Here is a 14,770-nt window from a genome sequence, read left to right on the forward strand (position 1 = left end):
CTGCGCTCCCGTTAGTGTCCAGTCTATTTCAAATTCCCCAAATCAACGCTCCAGATGAATTCGAAATGAAAATCCTGACTGTTGATCCACTTGGATCGGTCCGAACATCCAAAAATCACGTAGCACTTCTGCATGCGGATGGCTGTAGCTACGGCGTGGATCAGAGCTGAATACGCTTGTCTTCGGCGCAACAAGTGCCGCAAGGCCATCGTGCCAGTTTGCCCGCGCACCGTGATGTGCAACCTGAAATACGCTAACCCGTCTTGCGCGGCGCGTATCGAGGTACCCCTCTAAGCTGCTCCACTTTGCAGCACTTTCAAAGTTTCCATCGCCTGTTAACAGGATCGCTCCTCTCGTTTCATGTTTTTTCCAACAGCCGCAAACGCCGGTAAGTCGGTGATACAGGCATTCGCAATCGCAGATGCTCTGCCCTGTCCAGAGGCCAACTGCACCGCCATAAAGCATTAGGCTTACATTGTTCATGGCCGCCCCACGACCAAAGGTCGTTTCATAGAGAGTCCGCAGATCATCAAGAGCGCTTTGCCGTTCGTCGTCGTTACCGTTCAGCAGCGATGCTCGAAGCGACTCCACTTTTACTGCAAACCCGAATGGGTCGTCGGGTTCTGTAGCGGGATCGTTGTAGGGCAGAAACTCCCAAACTCCATGGATGTCAATTGCCTTGCCAGAACGAAGCATCCGAATGCGATGGTCCAAGTGACCGTATGCCCCTTCCAAATCTCCGTACGAAACGGGTTCGCCGAGCCCGGACGGCTTGTCAGGGTCATCCAAGTCTTCGGGCGGTTCAGGGGTTACGGTTGCTTCGGTCGAGAATGGTGGCCCGTCATCATCAGAAGGCATAACGAAAAGGACCTGTTCAAAACCATCGTCCGCTTCTTGGATGAGATATTGCACCGGGTCGACATAGAACAACATCTCAGGGTCTTCTGCCCTCAACCCTTGTTCAAAGCCGATCAGCAGGCGATGCCACAATGGTGCCCACGGCAGCATTACAGTCTTGGCGCCGATCTCATTTAGCAGGTCGACCACCCCGTTGATGTGGTCATTGTGGAAATGCGACAGTGTGAGAAGGTCGATTTTCTCTCCTTGGCAATCGCGTTTCAGATCGTCGATCGCATTGGTGACGAGCCGCGTTCCCGAACTGGTTCCACAGTCATAGACCCAGCGGTATGGCCCGACAGGTGCCGATCTGGGCGGTCTGCCAGTGTTTATTATTCGGCGCGGCCGTCGTGCAGGGGGCCAGAACTCTACCGAACCAGTGGCAAACAAGCCCTGGCCGACTGGAAAGAACCGATGAACCGCGCGAATTTGGGTCATGCGTCGACTGCTTCTGTAGAAGCCTCCAGTGCCTTGTGCAGGACTGCGTTGGGGAGTTTGCTCCGGGTAGTGGCGGTCAGGTTGGCCTCCAACCGGTCGCAGAGGGTCATCAGGGCATCGACCTTGATCGCGAGGCGGTGTTGTTCGCCGAGGGGCTGAAGGGTGACATACTGCCTAGTCGCCTGTTCCATAGTTCGACTTTCATTCAAGTCCGTTGGTACCAGTTGAGTAATTCCATAGGATGTAATGATATCAAGGGCAAAGGGGGACGGCGTTCAGAAAGCGACATGACATAGTTGTAATAGCTTCAAGAAATCCGGTTCATCTTGGAGCGCAAACCTTCAGACCAGTCCTTCAACGACTTGATGTCGGCCATTACTTCGGATGGCTCCGGTGGCTCGGGATCATGGCCACGGGAAGGATCATGTGCATCGACGAAGTCACAGCACTTTTTGAATCCATTTTGGAAAGTTTGGACATCGGCCTCTTCTAGGGCTGTGACACGCTTCAAATTCTTGGTGTCTATGTAATCGCGGTGTCGCATCACGACATTGGCAAATACGATGTCCTCTAGCGCCCGTTCCCAAGTTGCCCGCAATCGACTGTAGAGCGAAGACACGGCCGTTTTGTAGCCTTCGTCGTCGTTCTCCTCGCACAAGCGCTTTGCAGCGCGAGCTTCTTTTTCCAGTTTATCAATCCGGTCTCGAATACTGGAGGCCGTCCACGGTAAATCTTTGTTGACGATGCCAACGACATCCTGTCCGCGCGACAGATGCGCCAGCGCTGTCGGCGTATTTCGTTCCGAAGCCAGCTGTGCAAGATCGTTTACGAAGATCATGTCATGCGTGAACACGATAACCTGTCGTACGCCGGCTTCCTCTGCCAGGCGCTTGGCGACTTTTGAGCGCCAGCGATGATCGAGCGAAGAAACTGGATCATCGAACACCAGCGCCGATGTATGTGACGCGTTGGCCAGTTCGGTAAGGTACGAGGCCAGCGCGACACAGGTCTGCTCGCCCTCGCTCAGCACATCATGAACCTTGGCCTTGGGGTTGGCGTAGAGCTTCACTTCGTATTGCGGGGAACCAAATTTGCCCCCCGAACGCACGACTTCGACCCGCACGCGATTACCGGCCAGCGCGACAATCTCTTGTTGAAACCGGTCGCGCATACGCGGCGTGATCAGATTGTCGGCAATCTCGTTTCCGAGCCGCGTGATTGCCGTGGTGGCGGTATCGCGCAGACAGTCTTCAATTCGTTTTAACTCTGAAAGCCGCGCGATTTCCGTTTTTGCGATGTCCAGCAGCTCGCGACTTTGTTTGCGATCCTGCAAATCGGCCCGTTCATTGAGAACGGCTTTCCGTGCCTCACCGCCGGATGCGTCATCGAGCGATGTCGCATAGACACGTATCTGCGCGGCTTCGGTGTGTACGGTCTCCGCGACGGATTCAGGCAAAGCCAGCGGGTTCAGAACGTCTTCGCCTGAGAGCTGCGCAAGCGTCAGGACCTGCACGCGCCGTGCGAGCGCGATAAATCTCAGCACTTGCCTAGCGAGAACGAAATTACCGGCTTTCAAGCTTCGATAGGCCGCAGAGACCTTGCTGATGTGGACGGCGACATCGCGGAGCTTTTGCTCAGCCTCTTTTAAAACACGCTCGGCCTCGGCCGCTTTGGTTTCCGTGTCCTTCTTGATGAAGTCCTCGAAGCCAAGCATCCGTGCGGCAGTGCGTTCGTCAATCTCCTGATGGCACAGAACGCAGATATCCCCCGATGATGGCGGAAACGCCGCCCCGTCTTCCCTGGCAACTTGCGAATATGATCTGGCGGATTCCCAGAGAGTCCGCCAGACGGTTTCACCAACACCCTCAAGAGATAGTCCGGAAAAGGCATTATGCGCTGCCATATTGGCGGCCGCGCGCTTGTCGTCAGCACTCTTCTTCGTAGCATGAAGAGCCTGAATGGCCTCGACATTCAGCGCCTGCTCAATCCGCTTCAAATAGGATTCCAGTTGATCAAGCTGGATCGCATAGTCGCGCTGCGCTTTCGCCGCGACGGTGGGGTCCTGGGCCAGATCGGCTTGCAGTTTGGCCAGACGCGATACATCCGCATCGGAAAAGGAAAAGCTAGATGTTATGGATGCGATATCAGTATCATGCCGAAGCATAGACAGAGCCTTGCCAAGCGCCGAGCGGCTCGACCAGATTGGGTTGGCAAAAACAGAGTTGCGCTTTTGCTCCAACGTTTCTTTCTCAGTCGTCAGGCGGGCTTTGATGTCCTGACATACACCGGCGAGGTCATCCGGAATATCGAGACCGAAGGGACGAAACCAAACCTCGTTCTTCTTCTGAACGTGTACCGAAGCTGCATCACGGTCAAAGACCGTGATGGCGGAAAGCGTCTCGGCAGTTTCGCCGTCATTTTCCCACGCGACGGTTTCCGCTGCGCCGCCAGTACGGGTGATTTTCAGATCGGCCTTTGCTGTTCGCGTTGGGGAAGAGCTGTAAACATCGGGCATGATCTCGCCGGCATGTCGTGAACGGCAAGCCTTCTTGAGAATCCGCGTATAGCCGGATTTTCCAGTACCGTTCTGCCCGTAAACTATGGTCAGGCCCGCTTCCTCAAAATTCAGCGTCTGGCCGGTTGCGAGTTGGTTGACACCGGAGACATTTGCAATGCCGGACAGGGAGATTGACTCGCCGACACCAGGATCAACCGGCAGATGGTCCTTCGAAAGTGGCTTGGCCTCTAGCATTACCGTCTGATCGCCATGCTCTTTCTTGCAGAGCGCAAATAACTCCTCGAGCGCCTCTTCATCCGGATAACCTTTCAGGACAATGCGGCGCAGTGCATCGCGTTGCCATAGCGGACGGCTCTCTGACCAAGCCAAGATACGTTTAGGGGCAGTATCGTCGCCTTTTTCTATACTTGCGCTTTCAGACTTCACCGTATTTCTCTCTCCCGCAAAATTTGGTTTTCAAAATCAGAAAGCTACAAGTGCCGGATCAATAAAGGAAGCTTATTCCTTTGTTAGCTTTTGGAATTGGTAAAGGCGCAAAAAGCCCTTGTGTGTGGATGCATGCGCGACGCCAATGTCAGCTTACGCTGGTGGCAGCTCTATAGCTTGCGAGAGCAGCGAAATACTGCTTTCCGCCCATCACGTCGAATGCCTGGACAAGTAATCCGTATAGTCGGCAGCGGCGTCGCCAGCACATCAACCTTGGGCTATGCCTTGCGGCCTCCCCAGCTCGGCTTCGCGTGTCGCAGGGGAGAACGGCCCTTCGGTCCGTCGCGCATTCGGCCATGCGGCCTCACCGCGGCGCAGCACCTGGCATCCCGGTTTGCCCGCCTCGCGAGCACGTCCCTCCCCAGCCGCTCCGCCGGATTGCGCTCTGGTCTGTTTTGCGGGGCAAAACGATCCCGCCACTTCATCCGTCTCCCGCGTCCGGCCGGTCCGTTTGCCTGCTCGGGTCGGGCAAACCTACCCTCAAAACACACACACATGAGCGCGGAAGCATATCCTCCGGATGGCCCCCAAATCAGCCCGCGTCAAGGATCGCAAAACTTTTCGGCGAGGGCGGGGCCCGTGGCGCGGGGCGGCCCCGTGCGTGAGCACGCGCATGTGTCGGGTGCCGCGCGCAGAAAACTTTTGCGCCCGGCAAGCCGGCGGCTGCGCCGTCCCTGACCCGGGCAGATTCGGAAACCAGGCATTCGGCCATGCCCCCACACTCACGTGGTGGTCGAACCCAATATCTGGAGAATGAATATGGCTTACGACACAGCAAACACCTACGAGACCATTGAGCTTTTCGGGCTGACCGAGAAGGATGCACAGCTGCCGATCCCGGAAGATCACATCCTGACCGACCGCGTCATCCGCGAGAGCTTCGAGGCTCTGCTTGGTCAGTTGCGCGGGACCGGGCTCGAAGCAGAAATCGAACCGCTGGCCCATGGGTTGGCGACGATACTGCAGCGGCGCAAGGTCGCACTTGGCAAGGAGATCGACCGCACCGCCGACAAAATCGGCGCACTGGCAAAATCCCATGACGGATCGGAGATCGCCGAGACCGCGCTCGAAGAAGCGCAGGCGCGCTTTCTGCAGCTGCGCGAGATTGTCAGCGCCATCGAGGTGATGAGTGAGGCAGCGGCGGAATGCTACGAGATCGAGACGGGCCACGCCTTCATCCCGGCATCCGGGTCGCGCGCCAGCGTCCGGGCGCAGGAGACAGGCGCTGTCTTCGAGGCACGGCAGCTCCTGGAGCAGCACGACCGCGAGACCGCCGAGAAGTCGAAAGTCGAGGGGGTGCCCCTGATTGTCTCGGGCGCCACCGACTGGACCGATGTCGATGTGATCTTCAATACGCTCGACAAGGTTCGCGAGCGGATCAGGCAGAACCGCAATCAGGAAATCTTCCTCTGCCACAAGGGTGGCAAGCACGGGGCGGAGATGATCGCGGCCCGGTGGGCCCGCGCACGCGGGGTCGCGCAGGCGCGGTTCGATCCGCGCTGGTCCGCACACGGGCGGGCGGCACCGTTCAAATGCAACGACGAGATGCTGGACGACAAATTCGCGGCGACAGGCGTCGTGCTCTTCGGCGGCAACGGAGTCGCGCTGAACCTCGGGCAGAAAGCGGAAGCGAAAGGTCTGGCGGTCATGCGGGTCGCGGACCTGGCGAATAAGACAGCCGAGACGTGAGTTGAGAGGGTCGCCTTCGGGCGGCCCTTTCGTTGTTCCTGATGGGCGTGATGATGTCGTAAACTTTTTATGCCTAGCAATTTTCAATTTTGATAGGTATATGCGTGCCTAGCAAAACTTGGAAATGATTGGCATGACACCTCTCAGCAGCATCGCGATGAGCGCCTATACCGATCTGGTGCGTCTTTTGAAGGATGACGCCTTGTCCGGCGTTGAAGGTAAGCCGACGCTCAAGGAGCGCGGCGACAAGGCCTATTGGTACGCGGCCCGCCGTATCGGAACCGAGATGCAGTTCATCTATGTCGGTGAGGACAGCGACGAGACGCGCGCGCGCATCGATCGGATCGAAGAGCTGCGCGCGACTGCCAAGGAGCGGCAAGCGGAACGGTCGCGGCTGGTTCGACTCTTGCGCGCCGAAGGCTTGACGCCCACCGACCGGGCAACGGGGTCCATCCTGTCGGCCATGGCTGCAGCCGGCACTTTCCGCCTGGGTGGCACCATCGTCGGGACCAATGCATTTCGCCTCTATGAAGGCGAGCTTGGTGTTCGTTTGCCCTTAGGGGGCATGGCCAATACCGGCGACATCGACATCGCCCAGTTCGAAAAGCTCAGCATTGCACTACAGGATCAGGTTGATCCGGGTCTGGCCGAGACCTTCTCGGCGCTCAAATTCGATCCCCTGCCGGCTCGTGACCAAGGCCGGACCTGGCGATGGGCTCAGGGTGGCAGCGGTCAGCTGGTCGAGTTCCTCACACCGGCCTTCGGAGATGAGACCATTCGAGAGCTGCCCGCCTTGGGCGTGAACGCCCAGGCGTTGAACTATCTCAACTTCCTGATCGCTGAGCCGATCCACGCGGCGGCGATCTATAGATCCGGCGTTCTGGTGCAGGTGCCCCGCCCGGAGCGTTATGCAGTCCACAAACTGATCATTGCTGATCGAAGGCGCGACGGAGCGGGGAGCCTCAAGTCTGCGAAGGACCGGGAGCAGGCGGCTTTCCTGATCGAGGCGATGGCCGAGGACCGTCCCGATGATCTGGCCCGCGCCTATGCCACCGCGCTGGAGGTCGGACCGCGTTGGCGCGAGCATATCGGCAACTCGCTGAAGCGGATGCCAGAGACAAAGGCGATCCTCGACAGCCTGGACGCGTGATGGCCGTAGCGGTGTCGCAGCGAACTCCAGCAATGGGAGTCGAAAACTTGGTGATCGCAATCCAGCCAATCTGGTTTCGGGAATGGCTGGATGGTATTTCTGAGCAATTCCAGTTTAATGTGGCCGTGCGGCAGAGACATCTGTTGCGCAGCTCAATACACGCCCAGGTTTTTCTCGATGCCTTTTTCTCCCGCACGCACCAAAGAGATTCAATCGCGCATTGATGCGCGTTTGCGGTCCGGGCAGGCGAACGATTGGGAAGTGTCATTTCTCACAAATACGGCGGAACGGTTTCAGCGGTATGGGACGGAGACGCGCCTGAGCAAAGCGCAGTATGCGAGCCTGCACAAAGTCCTGAAACTGGAACGGGAAAAACCGGCCCAGACAAGGTCAGCTCCTGATCACAGAACCTCTCAACCAACACCAAAGCGCAGTACCAGAACTGTTCAGGCGAGGCCCCGTCCGATCTCCGTAACCCGCGCGATCAATGCACCTCGGCGAGCCGTGCGCAAGGCTCAACGCCAAATCATGGTGCCGTTGTTGTTCGCTGTCGGGCTCTTCGCATTGGTTGGATCATTGTTTGAGACGTCGAATTCGCGATCCACACCCTACAGTCCGTCAGCGGTTCCCTCATCGCAAACGGCAAACAGCGCTTTCGTCTATGTGACAGGGACACGGGTCAACCAACGTGCCGGGCCGTCTACTTCGAATGCAGTTATGGGTGTCTTGAGCGAGGGAATCCGCGTCGAAAAGCTTCGCGATGACGGCCAGTGGAGCCAAATTCGGTCTAACTTGGGGACGGGTTGGATGTCGTCCAGTTTCCTGTCACCGGTCGCGCCACCGGCAGAGCGACCACCCTCGCAGGACCGGTCGCTTCGCGCGAGCGATGTGCGGATCATTGACGGTGATACGATCGATGTTCGAGGCCTGACAGCGAATGTGCGTCTCGTTGGATTTAACGCGCCTGAGACATGGAGACCCTCATGTGCTGCAGAGCGTGAGGTCGGGGAGCGCGCCACAGCGCGTCTTGGTCAATTGGTGCAGGGTGCGACATCAATAAAATTTGAGCGGGTGGCTTGTTCCTGTTGGCCCGGGACAGAGGGTACGGATCAGTGCAACTTTGGGCGCGTCTGCGGCTTGTTGTTCGTTGACGGTCGGGACGTGAGCAGCACGCTCATTGCTGAAGGTTTGGCCGTGCCATACCGATGTGGTCGCACCAGCTGTCCCTCACGCCCTCAAGCCTGGTGCCGATAGCAGACGCGCCCATCCGACATAGGCGACGGGTCTTCGCGCGCGGCGGAACGCTGACCCGTCAAATCGTGAGCGTGACGGATCATTATCCGGGTGCATTGGGTCAGAACGAACCAGGCCATCTTCGGTCACGATCGACGGGTTCCATGGCGGCTTTAAAGTGGTGGCACAAATTCGGGTCACTCCCTTTTTGCTCATCGATGTGGATCGCACGGGGGCGGGCCGCCCGTTCCCTCCGCTTCGCTCCGGCAAACACAAATACGGCTTCCACGCGCAGTGCGCGCGAACCCTCCGCATTTGCGCTTGCGACCGGGCCTTTTGCCCCCGTGCCGGTCGATCCCAATCGCAAAAAGGAGTAACCCAAATGACCAACCACTACGTCGCCACCGTCCCCGTCAAGTACACCGATACCGATGGCCAGGAGCGCACCCGCTTCCAACGCGTGGGTGCCATGTTCCGCAACACCCGCAACGGGGACGGCTCGGAGTTCTTCAGCCTCAAGCTCGACTTCCCCGTCGCGGTCCAGGAGCTGGTGATGTTCCCGCCGAGCGCAAAGGACCCGCAGGACTAAATCCTCTGACGAGGATGGGCCGCCATCAGGCGGCCCGTTCCCTGTTCCAGGGAAGGCTGGCTGCGCCAGGACCGGAAACCCCCGCTTTCGGCCGATGCCCCCGGGAAGGTGTCAGGACCGTAAGCGGTCCTGACGGGGGATCGGAGAGATCGCCTGGAACAACAGGTCTGCCGGCCAGCCTCAAGGGGGCCATCCGGAATAACAGTCGGGCTCAAGCCCGCCGGTTTTTCCGGCAGAGATTTGGCGGGCCAAATCTGGCCACCCTTGACCCTGTCCGTCAGCCCCGTCGGGGGGATTGTGCGCCGCCCCTCGTTTCCGTCCGAACACATGCGTGTTCGGCCAGACCCTCGGGCGTGGGCGCAAGTGAAGCCGGTGGGGGGATCGGGTGGAGCGGGGGCAAGGCTGATGCCGCACGTCGGCAGCGGCGCCTTACGCCGGGGCCTCACATCACCGGTTCCCCTAACCCCATGTCACCCGGATGTCTTCGGGCGCGGCGCCAGCGCAACGGCTGGATTAGACTGGCGGCTTGGGTGCGCCGAATCCCTGAATCGTTCGAACATGCGACTTGCATTGAACACACGAATTATATAAAATGGAGAAAATAGCGACGTTGGCAGGATATGGCCAATGTATACACATTTTGTCCGAGGGGTCTGTGATGGGCGTTTCCCGCAGAAATGAATGCTTCACCGCACGCGAACGCGTTTGTAGGCAAACGCTGCCTCGCGCGCGTCTTCGCATGCATCTTCTCAACGGAAGCGGGAAACACCTGTGATGGGCCGAGCCCGCAAGAACCTGACGCTCGAACAGCGCATCGAGATTGCCCGGCGGGCCCATGCGGGCGAGGCGGCGCGGGACCTGTCGGTCGAATACGGTGTTACCGTGCGGCATATCTCGCGGCTGGCGAAGGAACATCGCGGCGAGGGCGTGGAGGTCCGTGACCCGTCCGAAATTGTAAGTTTCCGGGCCGCGCAATCCGAGCTCGAAGCCTTCGATGCGGAGTGGCGCGCGAGAGGCTTTTCCAATCGCAGTCAGGCCCTGAAGGCGGTCCTACGGGCACGCTGCGGCGTGCTGGACGTGACCGCGGATCGGCTCGATGGTTTCGTCGAAGCGTGGCGCCAATGTCGTGATCTGACCGATGCCGGAATGGCGCTCGCCAAGGAGGTGCGGCGGGGTCGGCTGGGGCTGACGGAGGCCGACCGAGCCCTGGTCTCCGAGCTGGTCGATCTGGCGCAGAGGATGAAACGAGAGCTCGGCGCGATGAAGGATCACGCGCAGGTCCAGCGCGGCGCCGGGATGCCGGAAGTGGTGGAAATGCGGAATGCAGAGAGGAGGGCTGAGCGTTCCGGTTCACAATCGGATCGGGTTTCGCTGCCTCTCGGCGAGCTTGAGGCGCAAAACCCGATACAGGATTTGCCCCCTGAGAACCGGAACGCCCTCAATGGCTGATCCTCTCGCTCTCTACACCGCCGTGATGGGCCGTCTCTGGGAGGACGAGCGCATCCGCGGCAAGGCCCAGGGACGGATCGACGCGCGGCTTGCCGGGCGCCGGCAGGGCCGCAGCTACGCCCGGGTCGGGCGACTCTCGTTTCGGAACATCGCCAAGGCGGCCTCCGGCCAGAGCCGGGCAGCGGTCTTCAAGCGGATCCGGGCAGGGGGGTGCAAGACAAGGGGAAGTCTCGGCAACCAGCTCTCCTATATCAACGACAAGGCGGTCTTCACCTATTCCACCATGACCAACCCGCTCGACGAACGGGCGGTGCTTTCGGACGAGCAGAAAGACGACATCATCGAGGCCTGGTCGAAGACCTGGCGTGGCACCACCAAGCTCGGCTTCACCTCCCATATGCTGCTCTCCTTCCCGACCGATGTGAGCACCGAAAAGGTGCGCGACATCGCGCTCGACTGGGCGGAACATTTCTTCGAGAGCGGGACCTATGGCGACCACTGGGACTACGTGCTCGCGGTCCATGACGACAGGGCGCACCGGCACGCCCATATCGTCCTGAACAACCGCGGCCGCGAGAACGGCACCTGGTTTTCGTGCTGGGCTGAGGGGGTGATGTCGCCCCAGCTTATGCGCGAGAAACAGGCCGAGATCGCCGAGACCTATGGCGTGATGCTCGATGCGACGACCCGGCTGGAGCGCGGCATCTTCGTCAAGGCCGCGGGCATCGAGGAGATTTACCGCGCCAAGGAAGAGGCCCGGTTGCCGCGCGAGATCGCGATGACGCCGGAAGAGTCCGCCATCGCCCAGTCCCAGGTTGTGGGTTTCGCCAAGGATTACGCCGCGCTCGGCGACCTGCTGGATCGCATGGACCAGAGCCATCTCGCGCGGGCCGTCCGGACCATGGCCAAGGGGCTCGGCACCAACACGCCTTACAAGTTCACCGCAGGAGAGATCGACATGGACAATATCCGGACCGTCGGGGAGGCGATCGAGTATTCCGAACGCACCATCGAGGCGCTGCGTCTCAAGGCTGAGGAACTCGACGGGGAAGCTCGTGCCGGTTTCGAGGTGAAGGCCGCACCCATCATCCGCGACCTCTCGCAGATGGTGCCGGACCCCGATCTCAGGGCGCGGTTCGGGCGTGATCTGACCGAGCCCTATCCGCCAGGCGCGGGCGATGCGCGTCTGATCGAGGCGCTGCAATCGGGCCGCGACGAAACATTGGCCGACATCCTATCGCAGGCGGAAGAGGCGGGGATCGACCGGGACGATCTCGTCGCGCGGATCGCCGCGGGCGGCACCACGAATTACGGGCTGGCGCAGGATTGGGTCGAACGCGACATGGGGGCCGTGCTGGCAAAGGACGGGCTCACCACCGAGACCGCCAATGACCGCGAGCTCGATGCCGCCCTCGAAAAGGTCGATGGCGTGATGGACCGGATCCTGGAGCGGGCGCGCGAACTGGGTGTGCCCGTGGGCAGGGGGCTCGATGCCGAAGACGGGCAGGAGTTGACGCTGATCGACGACGCGGATCGCGGCCCGAACCCCTATCTACAGGAGCTCGCCGAGATGCTGAAAGAGGGCCAGCTCAGCGAGCAGCAGGAAGAGGTGATCGAGCGCACCCTGCAGGCGGAGCTTTTCAAGGAGCTGGGCGAGGAAGGTCTCGCCGAGCTGCGCCGCGGCAATTACACGGTGCTGGAAGAGGCGCTGCCCGGCAAGCTCGACCAGATCGCGGTCACGCAGGAAATCCTCGAAATGGCGCATGAGGAGACCGGCGATCAGGTCTTCACCGACCGCGCGGCGGCGCTGCAGCAGGACAAGGCGACCGAGCTGGCCCGGCAGATGGAGACCGAGCGGGACCGTGCCCGCGAGCTTGGCCTCGACCGCGACGACGAGCTCGGACTCTGAGTAGAGGTCCCCATATGAAACCCATTCCCCTCTGGGCGGCCGTTCCCTTCGGCCTGGTCTGTGGCGCGCTCCTCGGCACCATCGTCGCCAGCTTCTATCTCGCGCTTGCGCTCAGGACCGGGTTCGGTCAGTTCGACATGTTCGCGGTCTGGCAGGCGAGCGCCGGGTTGCGCGCCGCGCACCCGGATGCCTTCAAGGTGGCCTTCGGGTCGGTCGGGTTCGGCGCCCTCGGGCTCGGCGTGTTGGCGGCGGCCTGGTCCTGGAAACGCCAGCAGGACGATTATGGCTCGGCCCATTGGCAGACAAAGGCGGAGCTCCGGAAGAACGGAATGCTGCAGAGCCCCGGCAAGGGTTTCGTTTGCGGTAAGCTTGGTAAGCCGAAATCGAAATCCGAGTTCATCTCCTCGACCGAGATCCCGCATGTGATGATGGTAGCCCCGACCCGGGCCGGTAAGGGGGTCGGCTTCGTGATCCCGAACTTGCTCGCCTTCGCGGGCTCGGTCGTGGTGCTAGACGTCAAGGGCGAGAACTTCGACAAGACCTCGCGGCTCAGAGCGCTGAACGGCGACGAGGTGTTCCGGTTCAGCCCCTTCGATTGGGCCAACAGCACCCATCGCTACAACCCGCTCGCGCGGATCGCCAGATATCCGAGTTTTGCGCAGCAGTTCACGGAGGTGTCGATCCTGGCCGATCTCTTCCTCGACAAGGACAACAAGACCCTCGATACCTTCTCGGAAGCCGGCAAGTCGATCTTCGTCGCCGCCTGCCTTCTGGCTATCCAACGCGGCACGCCCAATCTCGGCGCGGTAAACCAGATCGTCACCGGGGGTGACTACAAGAACGCCCAATACGGCGCCTATGCCGAAGAGGCGGACGAACAGGTGGTCAAGGAGCTCTGGACCAATGCGGCGAGCGCCTCGTCGCGGCTCCTGACCTCGAACATCCAGGCGCTGATGACGGCCGGGCTCAAGCAATGGGACAACCCGGCGGTGCGCTCGGCGACGATGGCGAGCGATTTCGACTTCGCGGAGTTCCGGCGCAAGCCGCATTCGCTCTACATCGTGGTTTCCGAAGATCACATCGCCACGCTGGCACCGCTCCTGCGGCTCATGTTCGCCGATCTCATCGCCTGCCTGCGCCTGAAGGAGCCGGGACCCGACGAGCCCTGGCCCGTCATGATAATGATCGACGAGTTCCAGCAGATGGGAGCTATGCCCTATCTCGAACGCGCCATCCATTCGCTGGCGAGTTATGGCGGGCGCGTCGCGCTGATCGCGCAGTCATTGGCGGCGCTTGATCGCATCTATGGACCCGAAGGCCGCGAGAGCCTCGAAAACGGGGCGGGGCTCAAGCTCTACATCACGCCCCGCGATCAGCGGACCGTGCGGGAGGTCTCTGCCGCGGTCGGCAGCACGACCCGCGAAGCCGTCACCCGCATGTATGGCCGCAACAAGGGGTTCCTGGGCGCGACCTCGACCTCGGCGCGGCTGGAGGAACGGCCGCTCCTTTCCGAAACCGAGGCGCGGCTACTGGATCCGGATGAGGTCATCATCCTCGCCTCGCCCCAGCACCCGATCAAGGCCCAGCGGATCAAGTACTTCGATGATCCGGTCTTCAGGGAGTTGGTCGCGCGGCAGGAGGGCAGGGCGTTCCCCTATCCGCCGAGCGTGGAAGGTGCGGGGCCCTGGGTCGATGATGAGGATGATGCGGAAGAGCAGGAGCCCGTCGGCACGCAGAGATCGCGGCGGCGTCAGGCGCGGGTGATGCGGTCTACGCCGAAGAAGGCAGAGGCCGACGACGTTCGCGCGGAAGAGCTGGACCGTGAGGATGGTCTGCCGCCTCAATGGGAGGAGGTGCTCGACCGGCAGGAGAGTTTCATCGAGGATTTGTTGGGGGCGTAGGCGTGCAGTGCGCCGTGGAATAAAACGCGGCGATGGGCCGTGACCCCCGTGGTCATTGTCCTATAGTGCTGCCACCCAGCAGTCCGTTCTGAGCCGCTCAGATGCCATCCAGTGATACAGTGTTGCGAAAAATCGCTGAGAGCGCACTTATGCAAACTCTTCACCTACGGTTCCGAGCTTTGCGTGCGATCTCCTTGAGGCAGGGCCTCAGCCGATGGCGAACTCCATCCGACGCGATGCGCGCCGGAATGGGAGGTGCCTTCGCCCTCCCAAACCCTCCAGAACCAACCTCGGCGGTTGGATCGCGTCCCGCAAGGTCGCGCCAGTGTCTTACCCGATGCCCCACGGTGGGGGCCGGTCTGCCGCTGGCGTCTCCCCTGCGGGAGGTTCGTGTCGTCGGACCTCACGGCGCCAACACGAACCGGGTTTGCCCCCGGCAAACCGTCAGTGATTTGTCCCCATATCCCGCCCCCCATGAGGCTGGGGATCTGGGGGCAGATCACTGGCAAGC

The 14,770-nt window shown here is 60.7% G+C and carries 10 protein-coding genes; 7 read left to right on the forward strand and 3 right to left on the reverse strand.

Going from position 1 to position 14,770, the window contains the following annotated elements:
* Window positions 1-42: 42 nt before the first annotated feature.
* From MUY21_RS14590 to MUY21_RS16175, 3 genes are all read right to left on the reverse strand, one after another.
* Window positions 43-1,335: an MBL fold metallo-hydrolase gene (locus MUY21_RS14590; RefSeq protein WP_248411072.1), complete on the reverse strand. Its 1,293-nt coding sequence runs from the start codon at window positions 1,333-1,335 to the stop codon at window positions 43-45.
* The gene (locus tag MUY21_RS14595) at window positions 1,332-1,526 is read right to left on the reverse strand and encodes a hypothetical protein (protein WP_248411073.1); all 195 of its coding nucleotides are present in this window, start codon (window positions 1,524-1,526) and stop codon (window positions 1,332-1,334) included. Before MUY21_RS14595 ends, MUY21_RS14590 begins: the two co-directional genes overlap by 4 nt.
* A 116-nt stretch (window positions 1,527-1,642) precedes the next feature.
* The gene (locus tag MUY21_RS16175) at window positions 1,643-4,279 is read right to left on the reverse strand and encodes an AAA family ATPase (protein ID WP_248411074.1); all 2,637 of its coding nucleotides are present in this window, start codon (window positions 4,277-4,279) and stop codon (window positions 1,643-1,645) included.
* An 819-nt stretch (window positions 4,280-5,098) separates the two neighbouring features.
* On the opposite strand from MUY21_RS16175, the gene MUY21_RS14605 reads away from it, so the two are divergent.
* The 7 genes from MUY21_RS14605 to MUY21_RS14635 all read left to right on the forward strand — a co-directional run bounded on the left by MUY21_RS14605 (window position 5,099) and on the right by MUY21_RS14635 (window position 14,259).
* The gene (locus MUY21_RS14605) at window positions 5,099-6,028 is read left to right on the forward strand and encodes a DUF2493 domain-containing protein (RefSeq protein ID WP_248411075.1); all 930 of its coding nucleotides are present in this window, start codon (window positions 5,099-5,101) and stop codon (window positions 6,026-6,028) included.
* Window positions 6,029-6,161: 133 nt separating this feature from the next.
* Complete coding sequence (locus tag MUY21_RS14610) at window positions 6,162-7,178, forward strand: GSU2403 family nucleotidyltransferase fold protein (RefSeq protein ID WP_248411076.1); 1,017 nt, start codon at window positions 6,162-6,164, stop codon at window positions 7,176-7,178.
* Window positions 7,178-7,402: a hypothetical protein gene (locus MUY21_RS14615; protein WP_248411077.1), complete on the forward strand. Its 225-nt coding sequence runs from the start codon at window positions 7,178-7,180 to the stop codon at window positions 7,400-7,402. The genes MUY21_RS14610 and MUY21_RS14615 overlap by 1 nt, the downstream gene beginning before the upstream one ends.
* Window positions 7,403-8,793: 1,391 nt before the next feature.
* On the forward strand, window positions 8,794-9,000 hold the full coding sequence (locus MUY21_RS14620) for a hypothetical protein (protein ID WP_248411078.1): 207 nt from the start codon (window positions 8,794-8,796) through the stop codon (window positions 8,998-9,000).
* Window positions 9,001-9,774: 774 nt separating this feature from the next.
* A complete protein-coding gene (locus tag MUY21_RS14625) occupies window positions 9,775-10,449 on the forward strand; it encodes a ribbon-helix-helix domain-containing protein (RefSeq protein ID WP_248411079.1) in 675 nt (224 codons plus the stop codon).
* Entirely contained in the window at window positions 10,442-12,358 is a 1,917-nt protein-coding gene (locus MUY21_RS14630) for a relaxase/mobilization nuclease domain-containing protein (protein ID WP_248411080.1), read from the forward strand. Before MUY21_RS14625 ends, MUY21_RS14630 begins: the two co-directional genes overlap by 8 nt.
* 14 nt (window positions 12,359-12,372) lie before the next feature.
* Window positions 12,373-14,259 carry a type IV secretory system conjugative DNA transfer family protein gene (locus MUY21_RS14635; protein ID WP_248411081.1) on the forward strand — a complete coding sequence of 629 codons (1,887 nt, stop codon included), beginning with the start codon at window positions 12,373-12,375 and terminating at the stop codon, window positions 14,257-14,259.
* Window positions 14,260-14,770 lie beyond the last annotated feature (511 nt).

Source organism: Aliiroseovarius sp. S2029 (genome assembly GCF_023195575.1).
Taxonomy (GTDB): Bacteria; Pseudomonadota; Alphaproteobacteria; order Rhodobacterales; family Rhodobacteraceae; genus Aliiroseovarius; species Aliiroseovarius zhejiangensis.

Excerpts from the sequence above, each read along its gene's own strand:
- MUY21_RS14620 (WP_248411078.1), top strand. The coding sequence starts at position 8,794 with ATGACCAACCACTACGTCGCCACCGTCCCCGTCAAGTACACCGATACC.
- MUY21_RS14590 (WP_248411072.1), bottom strand. The coding sequence starts at position 1,335 with ATGACCCAAATTCGCGCGGTTCATCGGTTCTTTCCAGTCGGCCAGGGC.
- MUY21_RS14610 (WP_248411076.1), top strand. The coding sequence starts at position 6,162 with ATGACACCTCTCAGCAGCATCGCGATGAGCGCCTATACCGATCTGGTG.
- MUY21_RS14615 (WP_248411077.1), top strand. The coding sequence starts at position 7,178 with ATGGCCGTAGCGGTGTCGCAGCGAACTCCAGCAATGGGAGTCGAAAAC.
- MUY21_RS14630 (WP_248411080.1), top strand. The coding sequence starts at position 10,442 with ATGGCTGATCCTCTCGCTCTCTACACCGCCGTGATGGGCCGTCTCTGG.
- MUY21_RS14595 (WP_248411073.1), bottom strand. The coding sequence starts at position 1,526 with ATGGAACAGGCGACTAGGCAGTATGTCACCCTTCAGCCCCTCGGCGAA.
- MUY21_RS14625 (WP_248411079.1), top strand. The coding sequence starts at position 9,775 with ATGGGCCGAGCCCGCAAGAACCTGACGCTCGAACAGCGCATCGAGATT.
- MUY21_RS14605 (WP_248411075.1), top strand. The coding sequence starts at position 5,099 with ATGGCTTACGACACAGCAAACACCTACGAGACCATTGAGCTTTTCGGG.
- MUY21_RS14635 (WP_248411081.1), top strand. The coding sequence starts at position 12,373 with ATGAAACCCATTCCCCTCTGGGCGGCCGTTCCCTTCGGCCTGGTCTGT.